This window comes from Paraburkholderia sp. MM5482-R2 (assembly GCF_050436125.1).
In the GTDB taxonomy this organism is placed as follows: Bacteria; Pseudomonadota; Gammaproteobacteria; order Burkholderiales; family Burkholderiaceae; genus Paraburkholderia; species Paraburkholderia tuberum.
The window spans coordinates 525,793-540,956 of record NZ_JBNDLP010000002.1 but is presented as its reverse complement, the minus strand read 5'-3'; the positions used below and the strand labels follow the sequence as shown (position 1 = coordinate 540,956).

Below are 15,164 nucleotides of genomic sequence, written 5' to 3'. Positions count from 1 at the left end.
AGTCCGAAAGACAGAATATTTGGCGCCACCGCAATTTCGGCTTTGTAGACTGAGTCGGCTTTCATCGCGTCAGGCGCGAGCACAACGCGCCGGCTCACCGAGATTGCAACCGTCAACGGAGAAAAATCGTATGAAGAAGCTGACACTGTTATTGACCGCTGTTTCGCTGGCCGCGGGCGCTTCCGTGGCGCTCGCACAACCCGCCGCGCCGGGCGGATCGAGCGCGGTCAGTTCCTACTCGCCCCCCACCGAGGCGCATGTCAAAAAGGCGAAGAAGCAAAAGATGAAGAAAGGCGCGGCAGCCTCGGCGGCCCCCGCGAGCCAGTGAGCGGCGAGGCCGACAAGCCCTCTGAATGACAAAGAGCCCGCGTCAAGCGGGCTCCTTTCTTTGAGTGCGCCCCAAAAGCGCTTATGAAGGCCTTCTGAGACCGGGCCGCGGCGCTCGGGACCCAGCAGAAATCAAAGCCCCCAGACGATATCCGCGTTTTCCTTCTGCGCCGCGCGCAGCATGTCGAGGAACGGATACGCGCGCTGCGCGAGTCCGGGCGGAATCTCGTGACGATCGCGGCCGTCTTCGCCCTCGTGAAAATGGCCCTCGTGCTCGGCGCGCTCCTGCTTGTCGGAGGTGATCGCCGCTTCGAGCTTCTCGATGGCCGGGCCCAGTTCGTCGTGAGTAATGACGCCCCGCTGCCCAAGGCGTTTGCCGACAATGCCAACCAGATACTGCGCCAGATTCTCCAGCATCATCACGTCCGGGCAGGCGTGGCACTTGAAAGTAATCAGCATGACTGTTCCCTTTTTCGTTATGTCGGGTTAATGCATGAGCGTCCCAAGGGCGGCAACAGCGCGCGCCTGACGTGGCGCCGGCAAGGCGCGGCGGCCCCAGCCCCTCGTGGGCAACTCATTGAACATATTAGCACCTGCTAAAATCCGTCTGAACGGAAAAGCGCGCCGCCCGGCGCCACGTATGGCAAGGCTCGACGAGCATCGCGCACGTGGGCCAAGCGGGGGCGTCGAACCATCGGCCGCGATCCGCATGCCGCGCGAGCCTGCGTGCCGGCGGGCCGCCGAGCGGAGTCCACCGGGTTGCGCTGCTTGCGTCTCGTCGCATCGCCTGGGGGACACTCTGCCGGCGGCGCAGCCATCGGCGCCGCAAAGCGCTGCCGCGTTCAACGCTTGCGACACCGGCCTCGGCCGGCGCCTCTTCCGCCTTACCGGATTGCCTCACTGGACTCGCAACAAGCATGCTGCCCGCACACAAACACACACTCGAAACACTGCTCGCCGAGACGGTGAAGCAGGTCGCGACTGCCACCCAAGGCGCGACGGAAGCCGCCTTCGTCTCGCCCGCCATCGCGCTGGAGCGCCCGAAAGTCGCCGCGCACGGCGACGTCGCGTGCAACGTCGCGATGCAACTCGCCAAGCCGCTGCGCGCCAATCCGCGCCAGCTCGCGCAACAGATCGTCGATGCGCTGCTCGTCAATCCGCAGGCCAAAGGCCTGATCGACACCGCCGAAGTGGCGGGCCCTGGCTTCATCAACCTGCGGCTCACGGCCGCCGCCAAGCAAGGCGTGATCGCCGCCGTGTTCGCCGAGAAGGACGCGTACGGCCGCTCACGGCGCGACGCCGGCAAGCACGTGCTGATCGAGTTCGTGTCGGCCAACCCCACCGGCCCGCTGCACGTCGGCCACGGCCGCCAGGCCGCGCTCGGCGACGCGCTCGCGAACGTGCTCGCGTCGCAGGGCTGGGACGTGCACCGCGAGTTCTACTACAACGACGCCGGCGTGCAGATCCACACGCTTGCCCTGTCGACCCAGGCACGCGCACGCGGCCTCGCCCCCGGCGACGAAGGCTGGCCCGCGTCGGCCTATAACGGCGAGTACATCGCCGATATCGCGAAAGACTATCTGAACGGCATCACGGTCGAGGCGAGCGACGGCGAGCCCGTCACCGGCGCGCGCGACGTCGAGGACCTCGAGGCGATCCGCCGCTTCGCCGTCACGTATCTGCGTCGCGAGCAGGACATGGACCTGCAGGCGTTTGGCGTGAAGTTCGACCAGTACTACCTGGAGTCGTCGCTGTACACGGAAGGCCGCGTCGAGAAAACGGTCGACGCGCTGATCGCCGCGGGCAAGACCTACGAGCAGGAAGGTGCGCTGTGGCTGCGCACCACCGACGACGGCGACGACAAAGACCGCGTGATGCGCAAGACCGACGGCACCTACACGTACTTCGTGCCGGACGTTGCCTATCACGTCGCGAAGTGGGAGCGCGGCTTCACCAAGGTCATCAACGTGCAGGGCTCGGATCACCACGGCACGATCGCGCGTGTGCGCGCAGGTCTGCAGGGTCTCGGCATCGGCATTCCGAAGGGCTACCCCGACTACATCCTGCACAAGATGGTCACGGTCATGCGCAACGGCGAAGAGGTGAAGATCTCGAAGCGCGCGGGCAGCTACGTGACGGTGCGCGACCTGATCGAATGGTCGGGCGGCGCGACGCCGGGCTCGGAAGCGGCCGTCGATCTGATCGACGAGGAAACCATTCGCCGCGGCCGCGACGCGGTGCGCTTTTTCCTGATCTCGCGCAAGGCGGACACCGAGTTCGTGTTCGACATCGACCTCGCGCTGAAGCAGAACGACGAGAATCCGGTGCACTATGTGCAGTATGCGCACGCGCGCATCTGCTCGGTGATCGCCGAGTGCAACGCGCGCTACGGCCTCGACGAGAACGCGCTCGCGAGCGTGGATCTCGCGCCGCTCACGAGCGAGCGCTCGATGGCGCTGCTCAACAAGCTCGCCGAATTCCCGGACATGCTGCAGCACGCCGCCGACGAACTCGCGCCGCACGCGGTCGCCTTCTACCTGCGCGAACTCGCCGGCGAATTTCACTCGTTCTACAATGACCGTGCCGAGCGCGTGCTGGTCGACGATGCGGCCGAACGCAACGCTCGCGTCGCGCTGCTCGCGGCCACGCGCCAGGTGCTGGCCAACGGTCTCGCGACGATCGGCGTCTCCGCTCCCGTCAAGATGTAACTCCTCCAGCGTAATATGCGCGCGGCCGTCGTTATAATCGGCGGCCGTTCCTGGATTCTTTTTGCAGGTGATTCGTACGATGGCAAAACCACGCCGCACAACAAAGCAATCGAAGCAAACCGGGGGCACTTTTCTCGGCATCGTGCTGGGCCTGATCGTCGGCCTGGCGATCGCGGTAGTGGTGGCGCTGTATATCACCCGTGCACCTACGCCGTTCGTGTCGAAGGTCGCGCCGCCAGCGGCGACCGACAACGGTGCGAGCCAGCCGCAATACGATCCGAACCGTCCGCTGCAAGGCAAGACGCCGGGCCAACCGGTGCCGCAGGCCGCGCAACCGGCTCCGCCGAACACCGCGCCGGGCCAGACCAACGCCCAGACCCAGTCGGGCATGCTCGAAGAACCGCAGATCGTCGAAGTGCCGCCGTCGGGCGGCAACGCGAATAACAACGGCACGGCGGTCGCGCCGAATCCCGCGCAAGAGAACGGCACCGGCGGCATCGTCGCGCCGGCGCCGGCGAAGAAGCCGCAGACCTCGAGCGCGCCGGCCGCCACGGCGGCAGGCTCCGCGCCTAAGAGCGCGACCACGGTCGCCAACGCCAAGCCGGGCTCGGCTGCCGCTCCGGCACCGGGCGAGGCGAACACCGGCTATTTCCTGCAGGTCGGCGCGTACAAGACCGCCGCCGATGCCGAACAGCAACGCGCGCGCCTCGCGTTCCAGGGCTTCGAATCGAAGGTCACGCAGCGCGATGCCGGCGGCGTCACGTACTACCGCGTGCGCATCGGGCCGTTCTCGAAGTTCGAGGACATGAATTCGAGCCGTCAGCGTCTGTCGGACGCGGGTGTCGATACCGCGGTGATCCGCTTCACCAAACAATAAATAAACGGTAATGCCGGCTCGCACGGTGCGTCGAACTATCCGCGCGGCGCGCGGGTCACAAGCACGATGGCCGCTTCGACCTGTATTGTGGCGGGCGGCCACACCGAATCCGACCAGCGGCGACGGGCCTTTCGCATGGCGTCGCCGCGCTACCGCCTTATCTGGGTCTACACAACATGAAAAAGCTGCTGAGCATCCTGTTTCTCTCACTGGGCCTGATCGGGGCCAGCGCGCATGCGTCGCCGACCGCGCCGGTTGCCGGCAAGGACTACACCGTGCTGGCCTCGCCGCAACCGACCGACGTGCCGGCCGGCAAGATCGAAGTCATCGAATTCTTCTGGTACGGCTGCCCGCATTGCAATGAATTCGACCCGTTCCTCGAAGCCTGGGTCAAGAAGCAGGGCCCGGACGTCGTATTCCGCCGCGTGCCGGTCGCCTTCCGCGACGACTTCATCCCGCACTCGAAGATGTACCACGCGCTCGACGCGCTCGGCGTCGCGAACGAACTGACGCCGAAGGTGTTCAACGAAATCCATGTCAACAAGAACTATCTGCTGACGCCGGAAGACCAGAGCAAATACCTCGCGACGCTCGGCGTCGATCCGAAGAAGTACATGGAAGCGTACAACTCGTTCTCGACGCAAAGCGCGTTGCAGAAGGACAAGAAGCTGCTCGACGACTACAAGATCGACGGCGTGCCGACGCTCGCGGTGCAGGGCAAGTATGAAACCGGCCCGGCCGCGACCGGCACCCTGCCGGGCACGATCCAGGTGCTCGACTACCTCGTCTCGCAAGTCCGCGCCAAGAAGATGTAATCACGAGGCGCCGGTATGAGCTCTCCGCTGAAGGTTTTCATTACCGGCGCTTCGAGCGGCATCGGCCTTGCGCTCGCCGGCGAATACGCACGGCGCGGCGCGATTCTCGGCCTCGTCGCCCGCCGCGGCGACGCGCTCGCCGCGTTCCAGCGGTCCCATCCCCAGAACACCGTCTCGATCTATGCAGTCGACGTGCGCGACGCGGAAGCGCTCGCCGATGCGGCCGCGCGCTTCATCGCCGCGCACGGCCTGCCGGACGTCGTGATCGCCAACGCCGGCATCAGCCGCGGCGCGCTGACGGGTCACGGCGATCTGCGCACGTTCCGCGAGGTGATGGACATCAATTACTTCGGCATGGTGGCGACGTTCGAGCCATTTGCCGCCGCGATGGCCGCATCGAAGCGCGGCACGCTGGTCGGCATTGCGAGCGTCGCGGGCGTGCGCGGCTTGCCCGGTTCGGGCGCGTACAGCGCGTCGAAATCGGCGGCCCTGAAGTACCTCGAGGCGTTGCGCGTCGAGATGCGGCCGTTCGGCGTCGGGGTCGTCACGATCGCGCCCGGCTATATCCGCACGCCGATGACCGAGCACAATCCGTACAACATGCCGTTCCTGATGGACCCGGACCGTTTCGCGGCGAAGGTCGCGCGGGCGGTCGAACGGCAGACGTCGTTCGGGGTGTTTCCGTGGCAGATGCGCGTGGCCGCGATGCTGCTGCATGTGCTGCCGCGCTGGCTCTACGACCGCGTGTTCGAACGCGCGCCGCGCAAGCCGCGCGCCGCCACCGAGTAAGCCATGCAGTCACGTGCGGTCGATGCAGCCGGCGTCGCGCACGAATCCGCGGGCACCGACGCGCGCATCGTGTCGCTGGTGCCGAGCCTCACCGAAACGCTTTTCGCGCTCGGCCTCGAACGGCAGATCGTCGGGCGCACCGGCTTTTGCGTTCATCCGCGCGACAAGGTCCGGGCGGTGCCGAAGGTCGGCGGCACGAAGGCCGTCAAACTGGACGCGATCCGCGCGCTGCGCCCCACCCATCTGATCGTCAATGTCGACGAGAACGAACGCGACACCGTCGAGCAACTGCGCGCGTTCGTGCCGCACATCGTCGTCACCCATCCACAGACGCCGCACGACAACCTCGCGCTGTTCGCGCTGCTCGGCGCGATCTTCGGGCGTGAAGAAGAAGCGCGGCGCTTGAGCGACTCGCTCGAAGCGCGTCTGCGCGAAGCCGGCGCTCACGCCTTCGCCGCGCAGAGCGTGCTGTACCTGATCTGGCGCGAACCGTGGATGAGCGTCGCACGCGACACCTACATCGCCGCGATGCTGCGCCTCGTGAACTGGCATACGCTGCCCGACGTCCGCGGCGGCAGCGCGGGCGCCGCGCGTTACCCCACGCTCGACTTCGACGACGCGCCGTGGCTCGCGCAGGTCGAGCGCGTGCTGCTGTCGAGCGAGCCGTACCGCTTCACGGCCGCGCATCGCGATGCGCTCGCGCGCGATCCGCGTCTCACCGGCAAGCGCATCGATCTGATCGATGGGGAAATGACGTCGTGGTACGGCGTGCGCGCAATAAGTGGCATCGGCTACCTGCTGCGTCAGGCCGCCGCAGCCTGAGGCGGCGGCATGGTCGCGCCGCCCCCATATGGATATGTCGATTAAATTGTTGTCGCCAAAATGGCGCTTCGATAAGCTTTCGCGAAGGCGCGCCGCCGGCCAGGCCTCGAAGGCCGGCCCCCAGGCCTCGGGCCGGGATCGCCCGACCTGTACGACGGCGCCGGGAACGTATCACAATCGTGGCGACGCGCGCGCCGGGACCGCTGACCTGCCCGCTCACGCATCGCCGCCATAAACACAACCAGACGCACTGCCTGACTGCGCTCGTTACCGGAGATCCTATGCGCTTCAAACTGCTCGCAGCCGCCATCCTGCTCACTGCGCCCGCGCTCGTGCTCGCCAAACCGTTGACCGTCTGTACCGAATCGAGCCCCGACGGCTTCGACGTCGTGCAGTTCAATTCGCTCGTCACGACGAATGCATCGGCCGACGTGATCTTCAACTCGCTGGTGTCGTTCGACGAAGCCGCGAAGAAGGTCGTGCCCGCGCTCGCCGACAAGTGGGAAGTGAGCCCCGACGGCCTGACGTACACGTTCCACCTGCGCCCCAACGTGCAGTTCCAAACCACCGACTACTTCAAGCCCACCCGCGCGCTCAATGCCGACGACGTGATCTTCACGTTCGACCGTATGCTCAACGACAGCAATCCGTGGCACAAGGTGGCGGGCGCGAGCGGCTTCCCGCATGCGCAATCGATGGGGCTGCCGAAGCTGATCAAGTCGATTACCAAGGTCGACGACAACACGGTCAAGTTCGAGCTGAACGAGCCGAACGCGACGTTCCTGTCGATCCTGACGATGGGCTTCGCGTCGATCTATTCGGCCGAGTACGCGGACCAGTTGCTGAAGGCCGGCAAGCAGGTCGATCTGAATGCGAAGCCGATCGGCACCGGCCCGTTCGTGCTGAAAAGCTATACGAAAGACGCGGTGATCCGTTATGACGCGAACCCGACCTACTGGGGACCGAAGCCGAAGATCGAGCGCCTGATCTACGCGATCACGCCGGACGCGACCGTGCGCGCGCAGAAGGTGAAGGCTGGCGAATGCCAGATCGCGCTGTCGCCGAAGCCGCAGGATCTCGCCGACGCGAAGAACGACAAGTCGCTCGCGATCGTGCAGACGCCCGCGTTCATGACGGCCTTCGTCGCGCTGAACACGCAGCAGAAGGCACTTGAAAACCAGAAGGTGCGCGCCGCGCTGAACATGGCGTTCGACCGCACGACATATCTGAAGACCGTGTTCGACAACACCGCGACGCCGGCCGTCAACCCGTTTCCGCCGAATACGTGGAGCTACAACCACTCGATCAAGGGCTGGCCGTACGACCCGGCGAAGGCGAAGAAGCTGCTCGCCGACGCGGGCTATCCGAACGGTTTTGAAACGACGATCTGGGTGCGTCCGAATGGCAGCGTGCTCAATCCCAATCCGAAGGCCGGTGCCGAACTGCTGCAGGCCGACTTCGCGAAGATCGGCGTGAAGGCGGACGTAAAGGTGATCGAATGGGGCGAGCTGATCAAGGAGGCGAAGCAGGGTCAGCATGACACGCTGTTCATGGGCTGGGCCGGCGACAACGGCGATCCGGACAATTATCTGTCGCCGCTCTTCAGTTGCAACGCGGTGAAGTCGGGCATCAACTTCGCGCGCTTCTGCGATCAGGACCTCGACAAGCTGATCGCCGAGGGCAGAGCGACGTCCGATATCGCCAAGCGCACGAAAGCGTATGAAGCCGCGCAGCAGATCATCCACGACGAAGCGCTGTGGATTCCGCTCGGCTATCCGACCGCTGCCGCGATCACGCGCACGAACGTGAGCGGGTATCACGTGAGTCCGTTTGGACGGCAGAATTTCGGGGCGGTGGTGGTGCAGTGATTTTGCGCTGCGGTTAGCGCAGGCGGCCCTGCAAGAAAGCCCGGTTTTTGAACCGGGCTTTTTTTATTCAACGCGCGAATTGGCTGGTTGCATCTGACACTGCGTAACCTTTTTTCGACGTGATCTCGGGCCTTCGCTCGCCAGACCGATTCCTAATGCAATTTTCCTCAGGCAAGAAGCTGATAATTGCTTGCAAAGTAGCCGCCCACACTTTGACAGAAGGAATGGTTATGGCAATGCAAGCTCCAACGAGGATAGGTTTTGAACGGTGGCAGGATGGCGTTAGCAAGGCTGTAAGCGATGCCAAATGGAATTCCTGGGACTGCGAGATCCAGATGGCAGTCCTTGAGTACAACCGCCATCTTCACGGCACTTCCGGGTACGTGCCCTTGGACTGGCAGCTTATCAAGGCGATGTTGTGGGTCGAAACAGGTGCCCACGATCCTCAGTGGAACTCCAAGCCGATGCGAATTGGGGTTGCAGGCGATCCTGGATTAGCATCGCTGCTTTCAGGTAATGAAGGCGGCGATTTGATTGTGCCGCCAGCCTGGATAGGACGGCTGACAATGGCCTCAGTCAGAACGATACCGGCGTATAACATCCGCGCTGGTATTGGTTATTTGCTGATGCGCATGGCACATTTTAAGTACCGAAGCGTACTTCGTGCTGACCCTAAGGTTTACGAAATCGCCGTCAGGCTAGGAGACAGCCTCGACAAGATGGCGAAGGCTCAGGGCACGACGATCGACACGTTAAAAGAGCTGAATCCCACCGCCACCGTTCTGCGACCCGGACAAGTGTTGAAGTACCGGAAGGCTTCAGCTCAAAAGGCTATTACGAGCTGGCGCCCCTTCTCCGCGGCATTGATAGCGGAGCGTTATAACGGAGGCGGTGACCTCAACTACGCCAGAAAGCTTGATTACACTTTGTCAATGGTGCGTAAAGGAAAGGTGGCCCTATGCGCGCGATAAAGCTGATCTGTTTAGGCATGGCCGTCTGCCTGCCAACGTTGGTCCTTGCGGCCTCAACTGCTCTCGTTGCAAGCGAGCGGGCTTTACGCGAAGAATGCAGTGCATTCTCGCAAGCGGGAATGCGGGACTGTCTGGCAGAAAAAGCAGAGGCCAGTCAGAAGGCCCTCAGACGAGCCGAGGAGAAGATGGCTGGCACCCTCTCCAAATGGGATGAAGACAACAAGTACGTGAACCAGGCCAAGGCAAGACTCGTCGCATCAAACAGCAAATTCGCTAAGTACCGCGAGACTCAATGCCAGTTCGCAGCTTCGCTAAGCGGTGGCGGAGCCGGCAGTGCACGCGAAGTGCGCAGTTTGGCTTGCGTTGCGGAACTCAACAACCGGCGTGCCCAGCAACTTCGCGACGCTGCATCTGACTTGCCGTTGAAATAGTTCGAATGAACACACCCAGCACCGTTGCGCCGCTGAGTGCGCTCATATAGCGCATCGAATCGAAAAGATCACGCCGCCGCAAACCGAATCACCCCATCCGCATCCTGCGTCCGCTTCAAATCCCCCGCCCGCCACAGCAGATGCAAATGCGCGAGCGCCTCACCCATCGCGAATGTCATCTGATGGATATCGAGCTGGCGCTTGAACATCAACGGCACGATATCGGCGGCGCTGCGCGGCTTTTCCGCACATGCTTCGCGCACTTCGGCGAGCCGCGCGTCGTGATGCTCGCGCAGTTGCTGAATGCGCGTGCGCACGCCGCGAAACGGCTTGCCATGCGACGGCAGCACGAGCGTGTCTTCAGGCATCGTCTCGTAGCGGCCGAGCGACTCCAGATACAGTTCGAGCGGCGAACCCTCAGGCTCGATATCGAACACCGACACGTTGGTCGAAATGCGCGGCAGCACCATATCGCCGGAAATCAGCGTGCCGGTTTGCGCGCAGTGCAGCGCACAGTGTTCCGGCGAATGGCCGAAGCCCGTCACCACGCGCCACGTCCTACCGCCAATCCTCACGTCCTCGGCTTCGCGCAAACGACGGTATTGCCCCGGAATCGCCGGCACGAGGCTCGCGTAGTAGCTATTGCGATTGCGCAGTTTCTCGAGCGATTCGGCGTCGGTCAGACCGTGCCGCGCGAAGTGCCGCGCCGCGGCCTCGCCACCCGCGTTCGAGCCGTCGCCGGTCGCCATCACGCGCGCCTGCATGTATTCGCCAAGCGTCATCCACAGTCGCGCGTCCCAACGCTTTTTATCGCCACCGCCGCACACCCAATGCGCGAGGCCGATGTGATCCGGATGGCAATGCGTGACGATCACGCGCAGCACCGGCAGGCCGTCGAGCACCGATTCGAACACGCTCTCCCAATTCGCCTTGATCGTGTCCGACGTGATGCCGCAATCGACCACGGTCCAGCCTTGCTGGCCATCGATCTCATCGCGCAACAGCCACAGGTTGATATGGTCGAGCGCGAATGGCAGCGGCATGCGCAGCCAAAGCACGCCGGGCGCGACTTCCATCGTGCGGCCCGCGTCGGGCATCGTGTCGTTGAAGGGGTATTCGAGCTGGTGTTCGAGTGCATTCATGGGGACTGTCTTCCTCCGACGACCCTCCGGCATGGCGAGGTGTGCGATGCCGGTCGGCCGGGTTGTGGTTGCTTTCCGCTCAGGTTGACGATAACGTAAACGTCGATTCTATCGTCCAATCCGGTTTTGTGCCGACCAAGCGGCCACGAGATGTCCCGATGAATATGCAATACACGATCACCGAGCTCGCGCGCGAATTCGACGTCACGCCGCGCGCGATCCGTTTCTACGAAGACCAGGGTTTACTCTCACCGAGCCGCGAGGGTTCGAGCGGCTTGCGGCGCGTCTATTCGGGCCGCGACCGCACGCGTCTGAAGCTCACCTTGCGCGGCAAGCGGCTCGGCTTCACGCTGTCGGAGATCCGTGACCTGCTCGACGTCTACGAATCGCCGACCGATACCGTACCGCAGTTGCACGCGTTCCTCGCGACGGTCGCGCGTCATCGCGAAGTGCTCGAACGTCAGCGAGAAGATCTCGACGCGACGCTCGAAGATCTCGCGCAGTATGAAGCGCAGGCGCGCGCGCTGCTCGATGGCGCGAGGCAAGACGCGAAGCCTGCCTGAAGCGGCCTGACTCTGACCGGCGTTTGCGGAGCGCGCGTGATGAACCACTTCCCCAAGCTGTTATCGTCGCAAATCGGTTTCGACGTCGCGCAGACGATGCTCGATGGGTTCGACCGTCACTACCGGATCTTTCGCGACGCGGCGATCCACGCGAAGACGCTGTTCGAAGCCGGCGACTGGCACGGCCTGCAAAAGCTCGCGCGCGACCGCATCACGTCGTACGACGATCGCGTGCAGGAATGCGTTCAGTTGCTCGAAGACGAGTACGACGCGGAGAACATCGACAGCGAAGTGTGGCAGCAGATCAAGCTGCACTACATCGGCCTCCTGACCACGCACCGTCAGCCGGAATGCGCGGAAACCTTCTTTAATTCGGTTTCCTGCAAGATCCTGCATCGCTCGTACTTCAACAACGATTTCATTTTCGTGCGCCCGGCGATCTCGACTGAATACATCGAGAACGACGAACCGGCCGCGAAGCCGACTTATCGCGCGTATTACCCCGGTACTGATGGACTTGCCGAAACGCTCGAACGGGTCGTCACGAACTTCCAGCTCGATCCGCCGTTCGAGGATCTGACGCGCGACGTCGCCTGCGTGATGCAGTCGATTCGCGAAGCGTTCGGCACGTTCGACGAAGCGCCGAACTTCCAGATTCACGTGTTGTCGTCGCTGTTTTATCGCAACAAGGCTGCATATATCGTCGGGCGCATCATCAACGGCGAGGCGCTGCTGCCGTTCGCGGTGCCGCTGCGTCACGTGAAACCGGGCGTGCTCGCGCTCGACACCGTGCTGCTCAAGCGCGAGCAGTTGCTGATCATCTTCAGCTTCTCGCACTCGTATTTTCTGGTCGACATGGAAGTGCCGTCCGCGTATGTCGAGTTTCTGCGCACGATCATGCCGGGCAAGCCGAAGGCGGAAATCTATACATCGGTGGGTCTGCAGAAGCAGGGCAAGAATCTGTTCTATCGCGATCTGCTGCATCACCTGAAGCATTCGAGCGACCGCTTCATCGTCGCGCCCGGCATCAAGGGGCTCGTGATGCTGGTGTTCACGTTGCCGTCGTTCCCCTACGTGTTCAAGCTGATCAAGGACAACTTTCCGCCGCCGAAGGAAACCACGCGCGCGCAGATCCAGCAGAAGTATCTGCTCGTCAAACGTCATGACCGGCTCGGCCGGATGGCCGACACGCTCGAATATTCGAGCGTCGCGCTGCCGCTCGCGCGGCTCGACGAAACGCTGTTGCGCGAACTCGAAAAGGACGTGCCGTCGCTGATCGAGTACGACGGCGACAACCTCGTGATTCGCCATCTGTACCTCGAGCGACGCATGGTGCCGCTCAATCTGTTCCTGGAGAACGGTAACGACGACGACGTCGAGCACGGCGTCAAGGAATACGGCGACGCGGTGAAGGAGCTGATCCAGGCGAACATCTTCCCCGGCGACTTGCTGTACAAGAACTTCGGTGTCACGCGACACGGCCGCGTCGTGTTCTACGACTACGACGAGATCGAATACCTGACCGACTGCAACGTGCGTGCGGTGCCGGCGCCGCGCAACGAGGAAGACGAAATGTCGGACGAGCCATGGTACGCGGTAGGCCCGCACGATATTTTCCCGGAGACGTACGGCACGTTCCTGCTCGGCGATCCACGCGTGCGGCGCTCGTTCATGCGGCATCACGCGGATTTCTTCGAGCCCGAGCTGTGGCAGCGATACAAGGATTTTCTGTTGAAGGGCGAGCTGCCCGATTTTTTCCCGTACGACCGGAGCGTGCGCTTCTGCGTGCGTTATCCGGAGCGGTTCGCCGAAGCAGCCGATGCGCAGGCGAACGAGCCAAATGTGCGCGTGGCTTGATGAATCCCACAAGGGTTCGCAGCGGGCAACGCGCGGCGGTAGCCATCCAAGCTATGACCAAGGAGCTCGAACATGAGTGACGCAAACCACAGTGGTATCAACGCCGATCCAATCGTAATCGTCAGCGCGGCGCGCACGCCGATGGCCGGCTTTCAGGGCGACTTCGCGTCGCTGAGCGCGCCGCAACTCGGCGCGGTCGCGATCAAGGCGGCCGTAGAACGAGCGGGTCTGAAGCCCGAGCAGATCGACGAAGCGGTGATCGGTTGCGTGCTGCCCGCCGGCCTCGGCCAGGCGCCCGCGCGCCAGGCCGCGCTCGGTGCGGGTCTGCCGCTCGCCACCGGCTGCACGACGGTCAACAAGATGTGCGGCTCCGGCATGCGCGCGGCGATGTTCGCGCACGACATGCTGGCCGCCGGCTCGCTCGACGTGATCGTCGCGGGCGGCATGGAGAGCATGACGAACGCGCCGTATCTGTTGCCGAAAGCGCGCGGCGGCATGCGCATGGGCCACGGCCAGGTGCTCGACCACATGTTCTACGACGGCCTTGAAGACGCCTACGACAAAGGCCGTCTGATGGGCGCGTTCGCCGAGGAATGCGCGGCGTCGTTCGACTTCACGCGCGAGGCGCAGGATGCGTTCGCGGTCGAGTCGTTGAACCGCGCAAAGCGCGCGAACGAGGACGGCTCGTTCGACTGGGAAATCGCGCCAGTCACCGTAGCGGGCCGAAAGGGTGACGTCACGATCGCGCGCGACGAGCAGCCGTTCAAGGCCAACCTCGACAAGATCCCCACGCTGAAGCCCGCGTTCAGCAAGACCGGCACCGTGACGGCGGCGAACTCGTCGTCGATCTCGGACGGCGCGGCCGCGCTCGTGATGATGCGCGAGTCGACCGCGAAACGGCTCGGCGTGGCGCCGCTCGCGCGCGTCGTCGGTCATTCGACGTTCGCGCAGGCGCCCGCGAAGTTCACCACCGCGCCGGTCGGCGCGATCCGCAAGCTGCTCGGAAAGAACGGCTGGCGCGCCGGCGACGTCGATCTGTACGAGATCAACGAAGCGTTCGCCGTCGTCACGATGGCCGCGATGAAAGAGCACGATTTACCGCACAACAAGGTCAACGTGAACGGCGGCGCGTGCGCGTTAGGCCATCCGATCGGCGCCTCGGGCGCGCGCATTCTCGTCACGCTGATCGGCGCGCTGAAGAATCGCGGTCTGAAGCGCGGTGTCGCGACGCTGTGTATCGGCGGCGGCGAGGCGACCGCGATGGGTATCGAACTGATCTGATGCATCCACAAAATCTTCGAGGAATACGATGAAAACAGTGTTGATCGTCGGTGCATCGCGTGGCATCGGCCAGGAATTCGTCCGGCAGTACAGAAAGAGCGGCTGGCGCGTGCTCGCGACCGCGCGCGACGGCGCCGCGCTCGACGCGCTCAACGAACTCGGCGCCGAAACCTTCGCGCTCGACGTCACCGCGCCCGAAGACATCGCGGCGCTCGGCTGGAAGCTCGACGGCGAACGGCTCGATGCCGCGATCCTGGTGTCGGGCGTCTACGGTCCGCGCACCGAAGGCATCGAAACGATCACCGCCGAGGACTTCGATCACGTAATGCACACGAACGTGCGCGGCCCGATGCAGTTGCTGCCAATCCTGCTGCCGCTCGTCGAGGAAACGGACGGCGTGCTCGCGGTGATTTCGAGTCGCATGGGCAGCATCGCCGATGCAAGCGGCACGACCGGCTGGCTGTATCGCGCGAGCAAGGCGGCGCTGAACGCCGTGCTGAAGCTCGCGTCGCTCGACGCGCAGCGCGCGACCTGCGTGTCGCTGCATCCCGGCTGGGTGCGCACCGACATGGGCGGCGCGCAGGCCGCGCTCGATCCCGAGCGCAGCGTCGCCGGCATGCGCGAGGTGCTGGCGCAGGCGGCGGCATCGCGCGACGCGTTCCACGGCCGCTTCTTTCAGCACGACGGCACGCAGCTCGACTGGTAGACAACTA

General features: G+C 63.8%; 15 protein-coding genes. 13 read left to right on the top strand and 2 right to left on the bottom strand.

Annotation, left to right across the window (positions count from 1 at the left end; translation table 11 throughout):
- The first annotated feature begins 130 nt into the window (after positions 1-130).
- Complete coding sequence (locus tag OKW37_RS05520) at positions 131-328, top strand: hypothetical protein (protein ID WP_018419250.1); 198 nt, start codon at positions 131-133, stop codon at positions 326-328.
- 131 nt (positions 329-459) lie between these two features.
- Here the strand turns inward: OKW37_RS05520 and OKW37_RS05515 are convergent, their stop codons facing one another.
- Positions 460-786 carry a DUF1840 domain-containing protein gene (locus OKW37_RS05515; RefSeq protein ID WP_018419249.1) on the bottom strand — a complete coding sequence of 109 codons (327 nt, stop codon included), beginning with the start codon at positions 784-786 and terminating at the stop codon, positions 460-462.
- 458 nt (positions 787-1,244) lie between these two features.
- Here OKW37_RS05515 and argS point away from each other — a divergent pair, with 458 nt between their 5' ends.
- The 8 genes from argS to OKW37_RS05475 all read left to right on the top strand — a co-directional run bounded on the left by argS (position 1,245) and on the right by OKW37_RS05475 (position 9,608).
- Entirely contained in the window at positions 1,245-3,035 is a 1,791-nt protein-coding gene (argS, locus tag OKW37_RS05510; RefSeq protein ID WP_429407635.1) for an arginine--tRNA ligase, read from the top strand.
- A 79-nt stretch (positions 3,036-3,114) separates the two neighbouring features.
- The gene (locus tag OKW37_RS05505; protein WP_260321301.1) at positions 3,115-3,912 is read left to right on the top strand and encodes an SPOR domain-containing protein; all 798 of its coding nucleotides are present in this window, start codon (positions 3,115-3,117) and stop codon (positions 3,910-3,912) included.
- Between the two features lie 176 nt (positions 3,913-4,088).
- Entirely contained in the window at positions 4,089-4,727 is a 639-nt protein-coding gene (locus OKW37_RS05500) for a thiol:disulfide interchange protein DsbA/DsbL (RefSeq protein WP_184062632.1), read from the top strand.
- A gap of 15 nt (positions 4,728-4,742) precedes the next feature.
- Positions 4,743-5,516, top strand: coding sequence for an SDR family oxidoreductase (locus OKW37_RS05495; RefSeq protein ID WP_184062634.1), 774 nt, complete (start codon positions 4,743-4,745; stop codon positions 5,514-5,516).
- 3 nt (positions 5,517-5,519) lie between these two features.
- Positions 5,520-6,338 (top strand): helical backbone metal receptor, encoded by an 819-nt coding sequence (locus OKW37_RS05490; protein WP_429407638.1) that lies wholly within the window; start codon positions 5,520-5,522, stop codon positions 6,336-6,338.
- Positions 6,339-6,619: 281 nt separating this feature from the next.
- Positions 6,620-8,206, top strand: coding sequence for an ABC transporter substrate-binding protein (locus OKW37_RS05485; RefSeq protein WP_429407640.1), 1,587 nt, complete (start codon positions 6,620-6,622; stop codon positions 8,204-8,206).
- A 230-nt stretch (positions 8,207-8,436) separates the two neighbouring features.
- Positions 8,437-9,177, top strand: coding sequence for a LysM peptidoglycan-binding domain-containing protein (locus OKW37_RS05480; protein WP_429408486.1), 741 nt, complete (start codon positions 8,437-8,439; stop codon positions 9,175-9,177).
- Positions 9,165-9,608, top strand: a complete 444-nt coding sequence (locus OKW37_RS05475) for a lysozyme inhibitor LprI family protein (RefSeq protein ID WP_184062640.1) — start codon at positions 9,165-9,167, stop codon at positions 9,606-9,608. Before OKW37_RS05480 ends, OKW37_RS05475 begins: the two co-directional genes overlap by 13 nt.
- Positions 9,609-9,676: 68 nt before the next feature.
- On the opposite strand, the gene OKW37_RS05470 is transcribed toward OKW37_RS05475, so the two are convergent.
- Entirely contained in the window at positions 9,677-10,750 is a 1,074-nt protein-coding gene (locus OKW37_RS05470; protein ID WP_429407642.1) for an MBL fold metallo-hydrolase, read from the bottom strand.
- A 158-nt stretch (positions 10,751-10,908) separates the two neighbouring features.
- Here OKW37_RS05470 and OKW37_RS05465 point away from each other — a divergent pair, with 158 nt between their 5' ends.
- The 4 genes from OKW37_RS05465 to OKW37_RS05450 all read left to right on the top strand — a co-directional run bounded on the left by OKW37_RS05465 (position 10,909) and on the right by OKW37_RS05450 (position 15,157).
- Entirely contained in the window at positions 10,909-11,313 is a 405-nt protein-coding gene (locus tag OKW37_RS05465) for a MerR family transcriptional regulator (RefSeq protein WP_429407644.1), read from the top strand.
- 39 nt (positions 11,314-11,352) lie between these two features.
- Positions 11,353-13,170, top strand: coding sequence for a bifunctional isocitrate dehydrogenase kinase/phosphatase (aceK, locus tag OKW37_RS05460; protein ID WP_429407646.1), 1,818 nt, complete (start codon positions 11,353-11,355; stop codon positions 13,168-13,170).
- A gap of 72 nt (positions 13,171-13,242) precedes the next feature.
- On the top strand, positions 13,243-14,451 hold the full coding sequence (locus OKW37_RS05455) for an acetyl-CoA C-acetyltransferase (RefSeq protein WP_429407648.1): 1,209 nt from the start codon (positions 13,243-13,245) through the stop codon (positions 14,449-14,451).
- Positions 14,452-14,479: 28 nt separating this feature from the next.
- The gene (locus tag OKW37_RS05450; protein ID WP_429294398.1) at positions 14,480-15,157 is read left to right on the top strand and encodes an SDR family oxidoreductase; all 678 of its coding nucleotides are present in this window, start codon (positions 14,480-14,482) and stop codon (positions 15,155-15,157) included.
- The last annotated feature ends 7 nt before the right edge of the window (positions 15,158-15,164 follow it).